The sequence below is a fragment of the Micromonospora avicenniae genome (assembly GCF_900156065.1).
Lineage (GTDB): Bacteria > Actinomycetota > Actinomycetes > Mycobacteriales > Micromonosporaceae > Micromonospora > Micromonospora avicenniae.
In genome coordinates this window covers 1-18,940 of sequence record NZ_FTNF01000033.1, presented here as the reverse complement: position 1 = coordinate 18,940, position 18,940 = coordinate 1, and the positions used below count along the sequence as shown (strand labels likewise).

Genomic DNA, 18,940 nt, shown 5'->3' with positions numbered 1-18,940 from the left:
TTCATCGGGTCGACTCAGAACGGGTGCGGGTCGATGACCCGGCGCAGCAGCCGGCCTCGTTTCAGTTCCAGCACAGAGGGGTGGTTGGCGCCGATCCGGGCCGCCACGGCGGTGATCGCCTCCTCCGTCTGGTTCTGGTAGTCGTTGCCGTGCATCCGTCGCAGGATGAGGGCCCGGTTCGCCTCGCAGCGCAGGGTGTGCGGGTGATCGCGGCCCAGCAGGTCGTTGAGCAGGTCCGCGGCGCCGGCCATCAGCTCGAGCGCCTCGGTGTGACGGTGCAGGTCGGCTTCGATGACGGCGACGTTGATCTGCGCGGCGACCGTGTAGGGGTGCTGGGCGGTCAGCACGTCGAGCAGGCCGTCCAGGGACTGCCGGGCCAGCGTCCGGGCCTCGGCGAGGTCGCCTCTGGCGCGGATCGCCGCGGCGTGGTTGTTCAGGCAGACCAGGCCGTGCGGGTGCCGGGCGCCGAGATGCTGCTCGTACGCGTGCCGCACCGCGCTGGTCTCGGCTTCCGCCTGCTCCCAGTCTCCCAGCTCCAGGAGGGTCACCGATCGGCTGAGGCGGCAGGTCAGGGCCTCCGGGTGATCCGGTCCGACGATCGCCACCAACTCCTGGTAGGCCACTTCGAGGAGATCGGTGGCCTCCCGGATACGGCCGGCGCTGCGCAACGAGACGGCCAGGTTGGCCTCGGCCTCGTACACGAAGCGGCTGGTCTCCCCCATCACTGCCGCGTACACGTCACGCACGTGGGTCAGCAGCTCGACGGACTTCTCGTAGTGTCCCGCGTCGCGGAGGTCGCGGCCCAGGGAGGTGGCCGATTGCAGGGTGGAGAGGTCCTGCTCGCCCAGCATGCGTCGGCGCTCTTCGTAGACCTCCTGGTCCAGGCGCATCGCGTCGGCCATCTTGCCCATGAGCCGGTAGGAGACGGCGAGGTTGCTCAGGGCGTTGAGGGTTCGTTTGTTGTCCTCGCCGTACTCGGCGCGCCAGATCTCGTAGGTCTCGGTGTCCAGCGTCAGGGCCTCGGCGTAGCGGCCAAGGCCTCGAAGGTCGCCGCCGAGGCCGGCCGCGGTGATCAGCGTGTCGCCGTGGTCGCGTCCCAGGAGCGCGACCTGCTGGGCGTGGATCGCCTGGTTCAGGTCGTAGGACTGCTGGAACGCACCCTTGTCGCGCAGCATGTTGGCCTTGTTGAACCGCAGCCGCAGGAGTTTCACGAGCAGTTCCCGCCGCTGCGCCTCGTCGTACTCCCCGAGCAGCCGGGTCCAGACGTCCTCGATCCGCCCGGCGACCTCCAGCCCGCCGTCGGGGTTGCCGCGGAGGAAGAAGTACCGGACCTGGTCGACGAGCAGGTCCCGGACGGACTCGTTGGGGCACATCGCTCCACCGGAGATCTCGACGTGCGGCCAGAGTGTGCGGTACTTGCGCCACTCGTCCTGCAGATCCACCTCGCCGAGGGTGCGGGCCAGCGCGGCCAGCAGCAGGTGCACCTGGTGGCGGGTCTCGGCGATCTCCTCGTCCGACATCCGAGACCTGACCACGGTGTGCAGCAGCCGGTGGATCACGATGCGCGCGGCGTCGCGGTCGGTGTTCTGGCTGTCGTACTCGCTGTGCTGGTCGAGGCGCAGCAGGGCGAGGCGTTTGATCTGCTCCACCAGCCTGTTGATCATCAGTCTGCTGGTGACGGTCGGGTCGATCGCGCGCAGGTACTCGGCCATCGCGCTGCTGTAGATGATGTCGAGCGACACCTCGGGAGCCATCACGGAGCACAGTTGCAGCAGGCGGTACGCCGCCGGTCGGCGGGCTTTGAGCTGGTCGAGCGACAGCCGCCACGCCGCTTCGACCCGGCCGATGTCGCTCTCGGAACCGAGCGCGTCGAGGTTGCCCGCCTCGATCGCCTGCAGGTACTCCGACACCGGTGAGCGGGTCTCCACGAGCCACGCGGCGGCCGCCGCGACGGCGATGGGCAGGTCGCCCAGCACCTCGGCGATCCGGTTCGCGTCGCGCTCGTTGAGGGTGGGCAGAAGCCGGCTGAGGTGGTTGACGCTCTCCGTGCGGTCGAAGACGTCGACCGCGATCACCTGCGCCTGCTCGCCCCAGTCGGTGCCCTGGGAGGTGATGACGATGTGGCCCGGGCCGCTGGGCAGCAGCCGTTCGATGCGTGCCGCCTGCTCGGCGTTGTCGAAGACGAGCAGCCAGCGCAGGCCGGCGTCGCCGCGCGACAGGGCGTGCTTCACCGCCTGCGCGCCCTCGGGGACGCTGCTGGACAGGCCGAGCCCGAGCCGCCGGCCGAGGTCGTAGAGGGCGCTGTCGACGTCCTCGGTGGAGTCCGCGTCGATCCACCACACGACGTCGTAGGCGCCACGGAACCGGTGTGCGTACTCGGTGACCAGTTGCGTCTTGCCGATGCCGCCCATGCCTTGCAGGACCACCGGAACGGCGGCATCGCTCTGTGCCCGTAGTTTGCCCCGCAGCAGGTCGAGCAGCGCCTCACGACCGGTGAAGAGCAGGTTGCGCGGTGGGGTCTGGAAGACGGTCTGTGGAGTTCCCGGGAACCGGGGGGCGCCGACGAGGAACTCGGCCTTCGGTGGCGGGAAGCCCACCAGGCGCAGGAGCTGTTCCGCGGCGGCGAGTTCCTCCAGCCGGCTCAACCGGGTCGAGTTGCCGCTGGTCGCCGGCGACGCGGCGGCTTGGGTGGCGCCCACGTACACCGTCAGCGGTCGGCGGGTGTCCCGTGGTGACGCGCTGGGCCGGCCCACGTCGACGGTGTCGGCGGAGGTGTTGACGACCAGTGGACGAGCGACGACCGCCAGTCCCGTCGGTTTGCCGCCCGGGCCGGGATCGTGTACCTGGATGCCGGCCTCGCGCAGGATCCAGGAGATCCACTCGGCCCAGACGATGCCGGCCACCTCGTATCTGAGCGTCACCTCGGTCTCGCGCACCGCCGCCATCCGCACGAACTGCGCCTTGAGACGCATCCGGTCCGCCTCGTCCATGCTGGGCAGCCGGGTGACGCGGCCCTCGGTGATGACCTCGGTGAGTTTCTCGAAGGCGCCCAGCAGGTTGCCGGGAGCCCCCGAGCTGTCCTCGATGGTGGCCAGGGTCTCTTCGTACGCGTAGTAGGCCAGGTACGGCACCTGGACCTCGGCCCAGTACCGCTCCCGGGCCTCGTCGCTGAGGTGCGCCGGTAGCCCGTCGAACCGCTGGCGGGCCACCAGCCGGCCGGTGTCGGCCTTGAGTTTCTCCGCGGGGTCGATGCGCATCGCCACGGGGAGCACCCGGATGCGCCGCGGCAGGGTCTTGCGGCTGATCGACTGCGCGACCTCGGCGGCGCCGTCGATGCCCTGCTCGCTGAGGGTGAAGGAGGCGATGAGGGTGTCGGGCAGGTGGACGGTGCAGATGTCCGCGACGTCGCTGAGCCCGGTGCGGCTGTCGATGAGGGTGAAGTCGTAGGTGCGTTTCATGTCGGCGCGTAGCGCGTCGAAGAACGCGCCGCCGGCGAGCACCTCGTAGAAGTGGTCCCAGTCGAGGCCGGAGATCGACCGGCTGTAGCTGTGGTTGTGCCGGCCGGTCCCGAGGAAGTCGAGCGTCCCGCCGGCGGGCCATCGCCAGTTGATGGAGAAGGCGTGCCGCCGTACGTTCGCGAAGGCGGCGTGCGGCAGCTCACCCGGCGCGGCGGGGTCGCGGGTGGCCGCCTCCGTCGCCGCGCCCTCGTATGCCACGAGCATGTCGATCACACCGCCGGCGCCGCGCAGCATGCCGTCGTGGATGAACGGGCGGTAGAAGCGGTGCAGTCCCGGCGATTCGAGGTCCCAGTCGACGACGAGGACGCGGTAGCCGTTCGCGGCGAGGATCCAGGCGGTGTTCGCGAGCGCCATCGTCCGTCCGGTGCCGCCCTTGAAGGAGTAGAAGGTAACGATCTGACCGTCCCGGACGTCCGTCATGTCTGCTACTCCTCCGGTTGGCTGTTCGAGCGCGGGCGCGGCGGGTACCGCCGCTCCACCAGATGCTCGTCGTCGAAGTTTCGGGTGGCCCGGTCGATCGCGGCGGTGATGACCGCGGCCGGTGCGTTGAGCTCGGTCATGATGCGTGGTCGGGGAACCCACCGGGGGCCTGCGGCGGGCGCCCCCCGCCCGTCCCACAGGTCGGCCCCGGGTGGGCGCACGTCGTCGAGGCTGTCCGGCACGAGCAGCGGCTGCACCCAGGTGGGCAGGGCCCGGAGGAGCTGTTGGAGCTTCGCCCTCCCGCCGTCCGTCTCCAGCGTCGCCGCGTCGATGAGCAGCACCGTCGGACGTTTACCGAGACGGTCGTCGCCGGAGGTGACATCGATTTTCTGGACGTCGAACCGGGCTCCGTTCACGTACTCGGCGACGCGTGCCGCGGCCTGCCGCAGCAGCCCTTCGACGGCGAGGTCCCCTGCGGGTCGTTGCCGGGTCGCCGTTGGGTTGTCGTCGCTGTCGGCGGGGACGCCGAGCGTGGCGATCACGAAGGCCGGCTTCGCCTTGCGTGGCGGTGTGCCGGGCCAGTGGGCGCTCGCCGGTACCTGCCGGCCTTCCGCCACGTCGATGATCCACTCGCTGAGGAACGCCAGGACCCGGTCGTAGGCTTCGCGGTCCGCGTGGCGGCGGCTCAGGGCGGCCAGCCCTGTCTCGGCGTACTGCGGCACCTGCGGCAGCGGGGTCAGGGCGGTGTCGAGGGTCGCCCAGGACGCGGCGGCCGGCGGCACCTCCCACAGCACCGGCAGCAGCCGTTGCTGGGGCGGACGGTCGTGCAGGGTGGACGGTTGGCGGTAGAAGGCGGCCCGCTCGACGGCGGCTTGCTCGTCAGCGTCGTAGCACGCCGACCGCAGCGCCACGAACACGGCGGTGGAGGCGAGGGCGCGGTCGACGCGGTCGGGCTCGATCGGCGGGTCCACGCACGGACGGAACAGCCCGACGGACCAGTCGGCCTTCTCCCGCGACCGGCTGCTGACCGCGTGGGACAGGTCGCGGAACACCACCCGCACGTAGTAGTCGACCTCGATGTGCGGGTCCACGGGCTGCGGATGCGCATGGCTGAGGAAGAAGTAGAACGTCTCCTGCCCGCCGGTCGGTGAGGGCTCCTCCGGCCTCATTGCGGCCTGCCCACGATGAAGCTCGACGAGCCGATCCCCACCGCCACGCCCCCAACCGTCCTGTGCGTTGCGCGGCCATCACAATACGTGAAAGCGTGGGTACATACCAGGAACGGTCGATCACCTGTTACGGGCCATCCAGCCGACGGCGAAGTCGACCGCTCGGCGCATCGGCATGCTGAGGGTGCGCGCACGTCCGACCCTGCCTCGGGTCACCACGACGTCGGGTGAGGTCTCCATCGCCCGCCCGAGGAACTCGAAGTCGCCGTCGTCCAGGTCGAGGCCGGTGAAGTCGCACCGTACGCGCCGGTCGCCGTCGCCGTCGCCGTCGCGGAGGAAACAACAGTATTCGCGTGTCGGCCGCCGCGGCAGGCGGTACTCCGCGAGGTGGAAGGCGGTGCAGGCGCCGTAGCCGACGCCCAGCAGCAAGATGGTCGCGTCCGCCTCGTACAACGCGCCCAGAGGTGACCGCTCGCCGAGGTGACACTCCAGGTCGTGGACGCGCATCAACTCCGCCGCGCCGTGCCCCAGCGCGGCGAACGAGGCCTGCGGATGTGTGCTGCGCACAGCTTCCGGGTCCTGGCGCACGTGCTCGGCGAACACGCCCACGCCGAACGACGGCGTCGTGGCCGGGTCGAACCCCTCGATCCGGGCGATGTGACCGGCCACCTCGGCAGGCGTCATTCCTCGGGTCGCCGCCCGGAAGGCGGGGCTGGAGGTGGAGTTGTTCGGGGTCTGTGCGGACACCACGACCGCCGCCCGCCCGATCACCCGGCGCAGCGCCGCCAGCACCGTGGCCACACCGCCGTCCACCGGACCCACCGCGCGCATGGACGTGTGCACCAGGACGGTACGGCCAGCGGTGACGCCCGCCGCAACGAACTCTTCGCTCAGTGACGCGACGGTGCCGGTCGTCGCCGTCGTCGCCGTCAACTCGTCAACGCCTCGGCGATGCGATCGACGAACCGTTCACCCGCGGGGGTCAGCGCGCCGGATCCGCGCAGCGCGTCGGCCGCTTCCTCCGTCCACTGCCGGTACTGCCGGTGACGCTCGTACGCCACGCTGCCGGCGCCGTCGCGGCGTGCCCGCTGTCGCCAGATGTTCGTGATGGCGAGGTGGGCGTACGTGCCCTGCAGCACCCCCTCGATCGGGCGTGGATCGTCGCGCCAGCCGACCTTCACCCGCCCGCTGTGTCCGGGGTCGAACAGGTCGCAGAGGTCGAGCAGGGCGCCCAGCACACTGTGCTGGAACTCGTGCACGATCATGACCGCGGTGGTGGGGCCGTCCGCACGAGCGAGACCGATCGACGCGAACGCCTGCCGCGCCGTCGAGCTGCGCAGGGTGCCGGCCGGGTCGTCGAGCAGCGGTACCACCGCGCGCAGCCCGGCGCCGACGACGGACGCCTGGTGTGGGACGTCGGCCTCGATGGCCTCCCAGGCGCGCGCCAGAGCCTCACCCCACGCGGCGAGCTGCGGTGGGTGCACCCGCTCGGCTGCCTTCCAGTCGTGGCAGTCACGGTAGGGATCGAGATCCTCGAACAGGATCGAGGATCCGCCGAACGGCAGCCGCCGGCTGCCCTGCCAGCGGGCACCGGTCACCTGCGGCTCGCCCGCGCCCGGCGCGTCGGGGAACGTGATCCGTGCCCGCTCACCGCCGTGACGGACGGTCCAATTGCGCGGTGTCACGGTCAGCGTCGCGGTGCCGGTGGTCGGGGTCGGCAGCACCACCGCGCCGACCGAGGGCAGGTGGATCACGCCGGCCCGCATGGGAACGTCGAGTTCGACGCGGGTGCCTGCCCGTACGGCGGCAGCCGCGGCGACGCAGGCGAGATAGGCGCCGGTTCCACCATCGACACCGCCCGGTCCCGGCTGCGCCTCGGCGGCCCAGGCGCGGACGTACGGGTGGGCGAGCGTCTCCTCGACCGCCTCGGGTGCCTCCTGGTCCAGCCGCGTGAGCACCTCCCAGCCGGGCCGGGTGGCCGCAGATCCGGGGTCGGCCACCCGCACGAGCAGCGCCCGCGTGATCGCCAGGTGGGAACCGTTGAGGAACCGGAGGTCGTCCTCGTCGGTGCACCCGGAGCCGATGCGGTCCAGCAGACCGTCGGGCAGGTCCGCGCCCTCACGGTCGACCTCTGGTGGGGTGGGGGCCGATGCGGCTCCCGTCCGCGTGTTCATCGACACGATCAACTCCTTGAGGTCGGCGCAGTACACCGACGGGTTGTCGAAGCCGGCACCTTCGCGGTACCGGTGCGCGAACAGCCCTCCGCCGCACTGGCGTACGACCGGGCAGGCACGGCACGTCGCCGCCAGTCCGTCCAGGCCGGTCTGCCGGCGGGCGACGCCGGGTAGCGCCGACACCTCGTCCACTGCGTGGGTGAACACGCTCATCCCGGTGGCGGGTGCGCCCGGGTAGGTGATCTTCAGCGAGTCGACCTGTTCCCAGGTGCCGTCGGTCTCGATGGTGGCGAGGTCCGCCGGGTCGAGGCCGACCCACTCGTTGCCGCTGTGGCCACCCGCCCCGGTGGACAGCAGCGACGTGAACAACCGGATCGGTATCGGCCGACCGTCGGCGGTCCAGCGGTCGTAGACGGTCAGGAGCCACCGCGCGTACGGCGTGGCCTGGCCGGGCGGTCGTTGCGGCGGGATCGCCCAGGTGGCGTGCGGCAGCAGCAGGTCGACCAGCGGCGGTTCCTCGGCCCGCAACGCCTCGTAGACGGCGACGGGGTCGTTGGCGATGTCGACCGTGCAGAGGATGCCCGCGAACTGCCGCCGGTACGCAGGCCGGCGCAGCAACCCGATACCGCGCAGGACCTGCGGGTGGCTGCTGCCCCCGTGCGGGAACCGGCGGTGGCGGTCGTTGGCCGGGCGGTCGCCGTCCAGTGAGACGCCGACGCGGACGTCGTACTCGGCGAAGAGGTCGCAGTACTCCTCGGACAGCCGAACGCCGTTGGACTGCATCCGCAGCTCGAGCCGGCTGACGGGTTCGATCCGTCGCCGCAGTACATGAAGGATCTCCCGCATGCGGTGCGGACCGAGCAACAGTGGTTCGCCGCCGTGCAACACGACGGTTACCGCGGGCAGGCGGTGCGCCGCCGCGTGTTCGGCGATCCGTCCGGCGGCCGCCGACGCGGTATCCAGATCCATGTACCGAGGGCGGCCGCGCCAGCTCTGGTCAGCGTGCTCGTAGATGTAGCAGTGGTCGCACGCGAGATCGCAGCGGCTGTGGACCTTCAGCACGTACTGGCTGATGGGCCAGGTCGCCGGCGGCGATCCGGGGACGGTCACGACGGTCGACGCATGTCAGGCGACGGATCCGAACCGAGCGACCTCAACAGCACCCGTGGCATTTTCGCGGTGGCGCATGACCTTCCTGACGATGTCCGTCGCCTGGTCGACAGGGATCTCGTGCAACGGTGTACGCCGCACCTCACCGAGCGACTCGGTCATGGTCGCCCGCTGCTGCTCGAAAGTCTTCACGAGGTCGCTCTTTTCTGCTTTTCTACGACGAATGCCCTGGTCGGTCGGCGACGATCCGGCGCAGGGCACCCCGGTAATCGGAGGCTGGCACTGTGTGGGATGGTGTGGAGGTCACGGCCTGCAGCCACATCGATGGACGGCCGAGCCTCCGTACCTCAGGATCACCCGGAGGTATTGACGACAACACTATCCATTCGGTCGAAAGTTCGCATCACCCCACGCGGCTGACCGATAACGGCTACCACTGGTCATCGCGCGGGTGCGACTGCCGTAGCTGGTCCAGCAGGTCCCGCGCGGACCTGCTGAGCGACCCGGAGCCCTCGAACAGCTCGAGCGCCTCCCGCGCCTCCGCGATCGCCCGTTCGCTGCCGGCCTGATCGGCGACCCGGCTGTACCACCGCAGCGACCCGGCCAGCTCCTCGGCGAGCTCCACGCTCCCCTGATCCCTGACCCACAGGCCGCGACGGAAATGCACCGCCGCACTGAACAGCGTCTCCGCGTCGACGGAGATCGCACCCGCGGCGGCGTCCAACGCCACCATGCCCAGGCGTTCGTAGAAGGTCGCCAAGATACGCGCGAACGACGGATTGTCCGGCTCACCGGCGAGCAGCCGTTCGGCCCGGCTGCGGCCGAGCCGGTAGAACTGCGCCGCCTCCGGGTTCCTCCTGCGCCGGAGCGCGAGATCACCCAGCCAGAGGTAGAAGAACAGGCCGTCACGGGCGAAGCTCACATCACGCGGCTCCGCCGCGAGCAGATCCTCGGCAACCGCCAACCCCAGTTGGTAGAGCCGTTCGGCCTCGTCCAGCGGCCCCTCGCGGGCCGCCAGCTCACCGAGCCCACCGTAGGAGACCACCAGGTCGTGGGCGAACAGCGTGTTGCGCGGTTGCGACGCATGCAGCCGCTGCCGAATCTCCAACGCCCGCTCGTAGTGACGCTGCGCCTCACTGAACCAGCCGGCCTCGAAAGCGAGCTCACCCAGACGGTGATACGAATTCGACAGGTCGCGGGCGTACGTCGTGTTCTCCCGATCGTCGCGCCACAGCCGCTCGCGGATGCGGTGCCCCTGTTCGTACAGCCGTCGCGCCTCGCCGGGTCGCCCCGCCTCCATCGCGAGATCACCCAGCACGTCATAGGAGATCGACAGGTCACGGGCGTACGTGGTGTTCGCCGGGTCCTCCGCGCACAGGCGCACACGGATCGCCAACACCTCCCGGTACCGGCGCTCCGCCCGCCAGCTGTCACCCGCCTCACGGGTGAGTTCGGCAAGACCGTCCAGAGAGACCGTGTAGTCCCGGGCGAGGTCGCTGTCGTCGGGGTGCCGGCTCACCAGCCGCTCACGAATCGCCAACCCCTTCTCGTACAGCCCGCGGGCGCGCTCGATCTGCCCGAGCCGGAACGCCAGTCGACCCAGCTTGTTGTAGGAGATGGACAGTTCACGGGCGAGGCGGTCGTCGTCCGGGTGCGCCCGCGACAACCGCTTACGAATGGACAGACCGCGGCCGTAGAGCCGCTCGGCGCGCTCACTCTGACCGGAGTTCCGCGCCAGATCGCCGATCCTGCTGTACGACACGGACAGCTCGAGCAGCTCGACATCGCCGGCCGGGGCCGCCCGGGCCAGTTCCTCCATCCGCGTGTCGACGGCACCGCCGAGCAACCGTTGCAGGCCGATCGCCAGATCCAGCTTTCCCGGCCGGTCGGCGGTGCCCTCGGCGCGCGTCTCGGCCCGCTCGACCAGCTGCCGGTGCCGATCGAACAATGCGGCCGCGACGCAGCCCACGACCGCCGCGTTGGTGACGACCAGCCGGGCCAACAGGTCGAGACTCCGCGCCACCTGGGCCCCGTCGTCGAGCCCGAGCACCGCCCCGAGCAACTCCCTGCCGCCGTCGCGTTGACCCGCGAGCACCTCGGCCACCAGCGCCTCTCCCAGCAGATCGGGCCGTACCGGATTGATGTGCAAGGCCCCGGCGTAGAGCTCGGACAGCCAGGCCGCCGTCTCGCCGCGCAACGCGGCCCGCGCGCCCCCACGCAGCTCCGGAAGCACCCGCAGCAGCGCATCGGCCTGCTCGTCGGTCTCCGCCCCGGCGAGGGTGGCCACGGCCACCGCCGCGCGCCGCGCTCCCTCGGACAGCGCGGCCGGCGCACGGCTGTTCCAGTACCGCGCCTCGTGATCGAGCGCGCGATCCACCGGGGGCCGGTCCCGCGTCGCGGGACTACCTGACAGCGCGCGGTCGAACGCCTCGAGCAACACCTCCAGCGGGACCTCGTACCGCTTGCTGGCGAGGTCCGGCACCGGCACCGGCGGCGTCAGCTCCTCGCCCAGCCAGGCACGCCGGAACGCCCGGAAAGCCGCCTCGTAGAGCTCGCGACGCTCTGGCAGCGAGATGCGGCGGATGGCAACCGCGTCACCGCTGCTGTTGAGCACCTTCCGCAGCGCCGGCCCCGCCCCTTTGCCGATCTCACGCAGGACGTCACCGCCGCCCAACGGGTAAGCGGCGGCCGTGCGCGTCAGGAACACCACCCGCACCGGTGCGAGCGGCGTGGCGTGGGCGCGAAGCTTGTCGAGCAGCGAGCGGAGCGTGTCGACCGCGATCGCCTCGACGTAGTCGATGACGATGAGCCGGGGCAGCGGCAGGCCCGCGACGTCCTGCACGGCGGCCGGCAGCGCGGTCAACTCGGTCCACCGCACGACGAGCCAGTCCCGCTGCGCCATCACCCGGCACAGTTCGATCGCGTGGCGTGTCTTCCCGGCACCGCCGACGCCGGCGAAGCGCCACACCTCCATCGCGGTGGGCTGCTCGCACCAGCGCACCGCCCGCCGAAGGTCCTCGTCGCGCAACCGGTAGGGCACGACACGCGAGTCGGCCAGCAGCATCTCCGCCGGCAACGAGTTGCGCTCCCGCTGGAACCCGTCCCAGTCCGGCCACAGCTCCTCGGGAACAGTGACCGGGACCACCGCGTGCCAGGTGCTGCGATCGGCCAGCACCGCTTCGGTCCCCTGCCGGACCAGGCTGCGCCCGTGATGGATCAACTCATCGGGGACGCCCGGCATCTCGCCGAGCAGCGCGGAGATCGGCGCCGCCCAGCCGCCCAGGTCGCTGGAGCGATCCCGCGTCCCGGTCATCACACCCACCACGGCGCGGCGGGTCGGGCACAGCAACGGCGCACCGGACAGGCCCGGGGCCGCCTGGCCGAGCTTGAGCCGGAAGAACCCGTCACCGTCGACGCCTTCGAAGGCGAACCGGGCCGGCGCGCCGTACGACGGCCCGCGCAGCTCGCGAGGCGGAAAGCCGTAGGCGTGACAGTCGTCGCCCAGGGGCTCGCCGTTCGCCGCCCACACGCAGGGATGACGGCTCACCCACGGCTCGCTGTCGTGCAATCGCAGCAGTGCCAGGTCCGGAAAGGGCCACAGCGCTGTGCCGTCCGGCACCTCGGAGGACGCCACCACGTCGGCGCGCACCGCCACGTCGCCCACATCGCCGGCCGCGGGTGTCACGACCACCTTGTGGAAGTCTCCCCGGGCGCGATCGAACAGGACGTGGGCGGCGGTGACCACCCAGCCGGGCGCGATGAAGAACCCGCTGCCCAGCAGGCCGCCGGCGAGGGCGTCCACGCGCACCACGTGCCGGCGCAGTTGCCGGGAGTTGACGGCCGCGCCACTCATCGGGGGCCCGATCCGGTCACGAACCGTCTCTCCACACCAGAGTGATCTTGAAGGTGGCGGATCCGTCTCCCGACACGATCAGGCCGGTGAGCGGACCCGCCTTGGCGGTCAGCGACAGCCCGAACTCCACGGTCGCCTCCGCCGGCTTGACCTGCTGCCAGACCTGCGTCAGCTCGACAGCGACCGCCTGCACCGTCTCGCGCACCCCGTCGAAGGAGAGCAACCTCCCCGCGCCGACGGTCTCCGGGCCGCTTTCCTCCGTCAATTCCACGAAAAACTCCACGTCACCGGCCTGCACCGGCTCCACGCGCACCTTCCGAGGATGGTCCGGCTGCATGACGTCCCCCGATCGACGAAATCGGCTCACGTTGACTGGTCGCACGCGCAAAGATGCCACAGGCAGGCAAGTGTCCGGATTGGACGCTTCCGCCACCTGGGCCGGGGTCTGGCACCGGTCCTCGGGCAGCAGGGCTAGCCTGCCATCATGGCGAGCGCGGAACTGGATGAGTTGATCGTCGCGGACGCCGACGCGCTGCGCGCGTGGTTACTGGCCAACCACGCCACATCGCCCGGCGTATGGCTCGCCCTGACCAGGAAGGGCGGCACAGTCACGACGCTGACCTGGCAGCAGGCGGTCGACGAGGCCCTCTGTTTCGGCTGGATCGACGGGCAGGCCCGTAAACGAGATCAGGAAACCTCCTGGATCCGGTTCACCCCGCGCACGCCGCGCAGCTCCTGGTCACAGCGCAACGTCACCCACGTGGCCCGGCTGGAGGCGGAGGGACGAATGCTGCCCCCAGGCCGCGCCGCGGTAGAAGCCGCGAAGGCGGACGGGCGGTGGGCGGCGGCCTACGCCCCGTCGTCGGAAGCCGAGGTGCCGGCCGACCTGCTCGCCGCCATCGCCGCCGACCCCGCCGCCCAGGCCATGTTCGACGTACTCACCAAGACCAACCGGTTCGCCCTCATCTACCGCCTCAATGCCGTGAAACGGGCGCAGACCCGGGAGCGGAAGATCGCCGAGTTCGTCGCCATGCTGGCCCGCCACGAAACGATCCACCCGCAGAAGGCCAAGCCTACGAACCCGCCGTCCTCCTGATCGCGCGCGCTGCTCTACCACGCATCGCGCGTCACGCAGCCTTTACGGCGGCCGGGGGCGTCGTCTCCAGACGTCACGTACCTGATCACATCCGTTCCGGGGTCCGGATGCCGAGTAGGTAGAGGCCTTGCCGGAGCACCCGGGCGGTCAGGTCGCAGAGCACCAGCCGGCTCTCCCGGACCGCTGGGTCGGCCCGCAGCACGGGACACCGCTCGTAGAACGCGCTGAACGCCGCGGCCAGCCGGTACAGGTACCCGGCGAGGTGGTGGAATTCGAGGTTCACCGCCACCTCGCCGACCACCCCGCCGAAGCCGATCAACTCGAAGGCGAGTGCCCGCTCGGCCGGCTCGACTAGCAAGATCTCCGCTTCCGGCTGGGCCGCCACCCCGGCCCGTCGGAAGATCGACCGGATCCGCGAGTACGCGTACTGAAGGTAGGGCGCGGTGTTGCCGTCCAGCGAGAGCATCCGCTCCCAGTCGAGCACGTAGTCCCGGTGCCGGTCACTGGACAGGTCAGCGTACTTGACCGCGCCGATGCCGACCTCCCGGCCCACCTCGATCGCCTCAGCCTCGTCCAGCTCCGGGTTCCGCTCCCGGGCCAATGCGGTGGCCCGAGCGATCGCCTCCTCCAGCAGCCCGACCAGCTTCACCGACTCGCCGGCCCGGCTGCGCAGCATCCGCCCGTCCGACCCGAGGATCGAGCCGAACCCGACGTGCTCGGCCCGGGCCGGCGGGGCCAACCATCCGGCCTGCGCGGCGGCGGCGTAGACCATCTCGAAGTGCTGCCGCTGTGGCAGCCCGACCATGTAGAGCAGCCGGGTCGCGCCCAGCGTGCCAGTCCGGTGCCGGATCGCCGCGAGGTCCGTCGCCGGGTAGCCGTACCCGCCGTCGGACTTTCGCACGATCAACGGCAGCGGCGCGCCGTCCCGCCCGACGAAGCCGGGTGGGAACACGCACGCCGCCCCTTCGCTCTCCCGCAGCAGTCCCAGCCGGTCCAGGTCCTCGACCACCGGGCCGAGCACGTCGTTGTAGCTGCTCTCACCGTGGAAGTCCCGCTCGGTGAGAGTCACGTCGAGGAGGTCGTACACGGTCAGGAAATGCCGCGCGGACTGCTGCACCAGCAACCGCCACAGCCGCAGCGTCGCCTCATCGCCACGCTGCAACGCCACCACCCGCCGCCGGGACCGTTCCCGGAACGCCTCGACAGCGTCGAATTTGGCCCGAGCCGCCTTGTAGAACGAGTCCAGGTCACCCATTGACAGACCCTGTGCCGCCTCGACCTCGCCCAGGTCGACCAGGTGCTCGATCAACATGCCGAACGGCGTACCCCAGTCGCCCAGATGGTTGGCCCGCAGCACCCGGTGCCCCAGCCACTCCAGCAGCCGGGCCGCCGCGTCGCCGATCACCGTCGATCGCAGATGCCCGACGTGCATCTCCTTCGCCACGTTGGGCGCTGAGTAGTCAATCACTACGGTCTCCGGCGAGGCCGCCACCGGCACTCCCAGCCGCGGGCTGGTGGCCAGCGCGGAGACCAGCCCGGCCAAGGCCTCGTCGGCGACGGTCAGGTTGAGAAAGCCCGGCCCGGAGACCTCCACCACACTGCACAGGTCGGCCAGCTCGGCGTGCCGCAGCACCTCGGCGGCGATGGCGCGCGGTGACCGGCCGAGCCGCCGGGCCAGTGCCAGCGCCGCATCGGACTGGAAATCAGCCCGTTGAGAGCGCCGCACGACCGGGTCCGCCGGCTCGTCCGCCACCTTCGCGAACGCCGGTGCCAGCCGGTCGGTAAGGAGTTTCTCCAGATCCATGGGTACGCCGCCGATCTCGCTCGGATCCGCAGCGCGGATCACCGGATGAGGATGCGGGCGGACCGAGGACGATCGACGATGACCGGCGGCTCGATCCGCCGGTCGCAGAGAAGGTCGCTCAGCGCAGGCGGTCGTTGGAGCGCCGGCGTCGCAGCGCGCCGAACAGGACGTCGTGGGACGCCGCCGGGAACACGCGCGAGCTGATCATGCCGACAGCCTAGCGGGACCGGCCGGCGGCCGCGCAACGCCTTTTTCCCGAACCGACGAACGCCCGACTCAGATTGGGCAGGTGGCTCGCCACTCGGCCAGCAGCTTCACCACGTCGGAGTGTCGATCTTCTCGGACAGTCCCGGCCATAGAACAGGTCTACAACCACGATGCTGAATCGGAGGAAGGGCACTTTCGGAACGGGGATTTCAAGCCACCGGCGTGTTCGCCCACTGGGCGAGCAACTTCAGTGCCTCGTGGGATGAGCTGTCCGGTTCGGCGGTGAACACCACGAGGTGCTGGTCGGACTTGCCGCTGACGTCGAATTGCTGCGAATCGAGGGTGAGCGGACCGACCAGTGGATGCTGGTAGATCTTGCGGCGCAGTGCCGCGCCGGTCACGAGGTGGCCGCCCCACCAGGTGCGAAAGTCCGCGTCTTTGACGGAGAGAGTCCCGACAAGTTCGGCCAGGCGCTGATCGCTCGGGTAGTTCCGGGCCTCCATACGTAGATAGGCGACGCATTCCTGCGCGGCCCTGGCCCAGTCGGTGTTCAATACCCGGTAAGCCGGATCGAGAAAAGTGAGCCAGACAAGGTTCCGGTGCCGCTCCGGCAGTGCCCCATAATCGGTGAACAAGGCAGCGGCCAGGGGATTCCAGGCGAGGATATCCAGTCTCCGGCCGAAAACGTAGGCGGGAACTTCGTACAGGCTATCGAGCAATCGCTGGGTCTGCGGGTCAACCCGCGACGTGGTCTGAGTACGGAATCCTGGGCGCTGTTTCGGCCCTGCGATCGAGTGCAAGTACTCCCGGCCGTCGCGGTCGAGACCAAGCGCGTCCGCGAGGGCGTCGAGGACCTCGGGTGACGCACTGGTGACGCGTCCCTGCTCGAGCCGGGCCAGATAGTCCGCGCTGACATTGGCCAGCTGGGCGACCTCTTCACGGCGCAGCCCGGGAACGCGGCGCCGCCGGCCGCCGTCGGGTAGGCCGACGTCGTCCGGCCGGATACGTGCACGACTCGCCCGCAGAAACTCGGCAAGCGGATTGCTCACGCTGGACGCCGGGCGCTTGGACATGAAACCCAATCTACCCCCGGGCCTCGGCGGATACCTGGGACTGTCTTTCCCATGAAGAACCGAACCTGGCCGGCCCGATTTGCCGCGATGAAACTAGGACGCACCAGCAAGCCATCACTTGCCCGGACAGCAGCAAAGCCCATAGCGGGCACGGATGTCCGGGCCGGGACTAATAGGAGAGGAAGCCCTCCATGTCGAAAACGATCGTGGTGACCGGTACCGCGACTGGAATAGGCCGGGCCATCGTCGAGAAGTTCGCCGCCGAAGGCTGGAACGTGGTCGCGACGGTCCGCAAGGAGGCCGACCTGACGGTGCACGACGAGTTGGAGCGGGTCAGGACGCTGCTGCTGGACGTCGATGACGAGCAGGCGGCAGGCCCCTTCGCGCAGACCGCCGTGGAGCAGTTCGGACAGGTCGACGTCTTGGTCAACAATGCGGGTTTCTACCAGATGGGGCCGGTGGAGGTGAGCAGCATGGACCAGATCCACCGGCAGTTCCAGACCAACGTGTTCGGACTGATCGCGCTCAGCCGGGCCTTCCTGCCGATCTTCCGCGCCCAGCGCTCCGGCACGATCATCAACATCTCCTCGTTGACCGCCGAGCAGGGTTATCCGTACAGCGCCGTCTACGCCGCCTCCAAGGCAGCCGTGGCGACGCTCAGCGAGGGGATGAGCCTGGAGGTGGCCGCCTTCGGCATCGCGGTCAAGGCCGTCCTGCCCGGACAGCACTCCACCCGCATTTTCACGAAGATCGACATTGCGCAGGACGTCCCTGCGGACTATCAGCCTGGAATCGATGCGTTCTTCTCCAAGAACGCGCCAACCGGCTCCGACCCGTCGATCACCGCCGACGTCGTGTACCGAGCCGCCGTCGACGGGGACAACACCAAGGTGCGTTACTACTCCGCGCCGGACTCGGCAGCCATTCCCAGCGCCAAGCAGATCCTGGGCACCGACGGCTACTGGGCGGAGTTCCGTAACGCCGTCCTCGCAAAGCCCAGTCCGCTGTTCACCGCGCTGATCCCGGGACCGGGCGAGCAGCCGATCGAATGGAAGATCTCCTGACGACGCGCTGACTCCGCTTGGGGCAGCAGGCGGCTCGATCAGTTGGCCGGTCCCGGCAACCGCCACCGGGACCGGCCAGCGGCCGTCAGCCATCGCTCCCACAGAGTTGACAAGAGTCGTTGAGCCGCGGTCTTCTTCGCACGCGAGACGGAGCGGTGAACCGGGCTGACGTGTACCGGTTCATCGACGCGGAGAAGACACCTACCCGGTCCGTCTGCTCTGCCGCCTTTTCGGCGTCACCCACAGCGCCTTCTACAACTGGCTGTTCACGGAACGTGCGACGGCAGCCCCGCGTCGGGCGTACCAGAGGGCGCACGCGTACCCGCACCACCACCGGCCGAGCATCGACCGACACGTCCGCGACGGTCCGCTGGTGATAACCGTGCACCCGACCCGTCACCGCCTCGCAGCCCGGACAGGCCACCATCCCTCCAGGAGTCCGGGCCCGCACCAGAATCCGCTCACCCTCGTCCGTGACATCGTCGATCACCAGCGGCGACAGCCCCGAGAAACACCAGCTTCGTAAGATCACCGGTCCTGCACACATGACCTCAACGACATCGACCACCCTCGGTAACCACCGAATGTGAGACAGAGCCGATTTTCTGGTGTCGGCCGGGTGGCGTGCGTCGCGAGCCGCTTCTGGGCCGGGGAGCCTCGCCAGCCGTGTGCGGAGTCGAGCAGGTGCGCGATGGTGCGGCCCAGTGTGTAAACCGTGGTCCGCTGGTCGATGCTCGCACCCCGGACGAACTCTTCCGGGGCCATTTAGCGCCGGGATCCGGGCAGGCGGTCGGCGTCGAGAGTGAAGGGACCGGGCCGGTACTCGTCCAGGTCGACCAGCCACAACCGCCGGCTGTCGAAGTCGTAGAGGAAGCAGCCGTCATAAAGATCGAGCGCGACGTAACCGGCCGCCGTGACCGCCACGTGCGCGTCGAGGATCGTGGTGACAGCCGCCTCGACCTCGGGGAGCGGCAACTGCTGGAACCGGGCAAGTGCGGCCCGGTTCGAGTCGTGCCTGGTGGCCTGGTTGAGAACCGTGCCGTCGTGCCAGGGGTAGACGAGCACGGGTCCGTCCGGCCGGTCGAGGACCCGTGCGGGGCGGATGATCGCCGGGTGCTGAACCGCGGTGTGGAAGTGCGCGGCGCGGACAAGTGAGAGTCGGGCCTGCACGCTGGTGGCCTTCTTCACGAACCAGCGGCGCCCGGCGTCCTCGACGCCGTAGGACAGGCATCCCGAGTCCTGGTCGTCGAAGACCGTGAACGCGGACGCGAGCGGCAGGTCGACCACGCAAGCGAACCTACGCCCCCGGAAATGAGCTACGCGTTGGAGCTTCTCGTCCTGGCCCTGGTGCGGCCTTCCTAGTACGGCAGTGACAGTTCGTGAGCTGGCTGTTCAGGGGTCAGTCGATGAGCCCGTTGGCTCGTGCTTTCCACAGCTCTTGCCGCGCTTGTT

General features: G+C 69.9%; 12 protein-coding genes and 1 pseudogene. 2 read left to right on the top strand and 11 right to left on the bottom strand.

Annotation, left to right across the window (positions count from 1 at the left end):
• Window positions 1-14: 14 nt before the first annotated feature.
• From fxsT to BXA10_RS28495, 7 genes are all read right to left on the bottom strand, one after another.
• Window positions 15-3,938, bottom strand: a complete 3,924-nt coding sequence (gene fxsT, locus BXA10_RS28520; RefSeq protein WP_076473942.1) for an FxSxx-COOH system tetratricopeptide repeat protein — start codon at window positions 3,936-3,938, stop codon at window positions 15-17.
• 5 nt (window positions 3,939-3,943) lie between these two features.
• Entirely contained in the window at window positions 3,944-5,107 is a 1,164-nt protein-coding gene (locus BXA10_RS28515; RefSeq protein ID WP_076473941.1) for a hypothetical protein, read from the bottom strand.
• A 120-nt stretch (window positions 5,108-5,227) separates the two neighbouring features.
• The gene (locus tag BXA10_RS28510; protein WP_076473940.1) at window positions 5,228-6,040 is read right to left on the bottom strand and encodes an AAC(3) family N-acetyltransferase; all 813 of its coding nucleotides are present in this window, start codon (window positions 6,038-6,040) and stop codon (window positions 5,228-5,230) included.
• The gene (locus tag BXA10_RS28505) at window positions 6,037-8,391 is read right to left on the bottom strand and encodes an FxsB family cyclophane-forming radical SAM/SPASM peptide maturase (RefSeq protein ID WP_076473939.1); all 2,355 of its coding nucleotides are present in this window, start codon (window positions 8,389-8,391) and stop codon (window positions 6,037-6,039) included. Before BXA10_RS28505 ends, BXA10_RS28510 begins: the two co-directional genes overlap by 4 nt.
• A 15-nt stretch (window positions 8,392-8,406) precedes the next feature.
• Complete coding sequence (locus BXA10_RS31155; protein ID WP_217696879.1) at window positions 8,407-8,583, bottom strand: hypothetical protein; 177 nt, start codon at window positions 8,581-8,583, stop codon at window positions 8,407-8,409.
• A 238-nt stretch (window positions 8,584-8,821) separates the two neighbouring features.
• On the bottom strand, window positions 8,822-12,244 hold the full coding sequence (locus BXA10_RS28500; protein ID WP_076473938.1) for a tetratricopeptide repeat protein: 3,423 nt from the start codon (window positions 12,242-12,244) through the stop codon (window positions 8,822-8,824).
• 16 nt (window positions 12,245-12,260) lie between these two features.
• Window positions 12,261-12,557, bottom strand: coding sequence for a CU044_2847 family protein (locus tag BXA10_RS28495; protein WP_139338208.1), 297 nt, complete (start codon window positions 12,555-12,557; stop codon window positions 12,261-12,263).
• Between the two features lie 171 nt (window positions 12,558-12,728).
• Here BXA10_RS28495 and BXA10_RS28490 point away from each other — a divergent pair, with 171 nt between their 5' ends.
• Entirely contained in the window at window positions 12,729-13,340 is a 612-nt protein-coding gene (locus tag BXA10_RS28490) for a YdeI/OmpD-associated family protein (RefSeq protein WP_076473936.1), read from the top strand.
• 85 nt (window positions 13,341-13,425) lie between these two features.
• Here the strand turns inward: BXA10_RS28490 and argS are convergent, their stop codons facing one another.
• Both argS and BXA10_RS28480 read right to left on the bottom strand, forming a co-directional pair.
• Window positions 13,426-15,144, bottom strand: coding sequence for an arginine--tRNA ligase (argS, locus tag BXA10_RS28485; RefSeq protein WP_076473959.1), 1,719 nt, complete (start codon window positions 15,142-15,144; stop codon window positions 13,426-13,428).
• Window positions 15,145-15,560: 416 nt separating this feature from the next.
• Window positions 15,561-16,424 carry a helix-turn-helix transcriptional regulator gene (locus BXA10_RS28480; RefSeq protein WP_076473935.1) on the bottom strand — a complete coding sequence of 288 codons (864 nt, stop codon included), beginning with the start codon at window positions 16,422-16,424 and terminating at the stop codon, window positions 15,561-15,563.
• A gap of 191 nt (window positions 16,425-16,615) precedes the next feature.
• On the opposite strand from BXA10_RS28480, the gene BXA10_RS28475 reads away from it, so the two are divergent.
• Window positions 16,616-17,488, top strand: coding sequence for an SDR family NAD(P)-dependent oxidoreductase (locus BXA10_RS28475; RefSeq protein ID WP_076473934.1), 873 nt, complete (start codon window positions 16,616-16,618; stop codon window positions 17,486-17,488).
• A 262-nt stretch (window positions 17,489-17,750) separates the two neighbouring features.
• Here the strand turns inward: BXA10_RS28475 and BXA10_RS28470 are convergent.
• Window positions 17,751-18,033: pseudogene (locus BXA10_RS28470) on the bottom strand (transposase family protein); the annotation flags it as partial.
• Between the two features lie 220 nt (window positions 18,034-18,253).
• Window positions 18,254-18,775, bottom strand: coding sequence for a hypothetical protein (locus BXA10_RS28465; RefSeq protein ID WP_076473933.1), 522 nt, complete (start codon window positions 18,773-18,775; stop codon window positions 18,254-18,256).
• Between the last annotated feature and the right edge of the window lie 165 nt (window positions 18,776-18,940).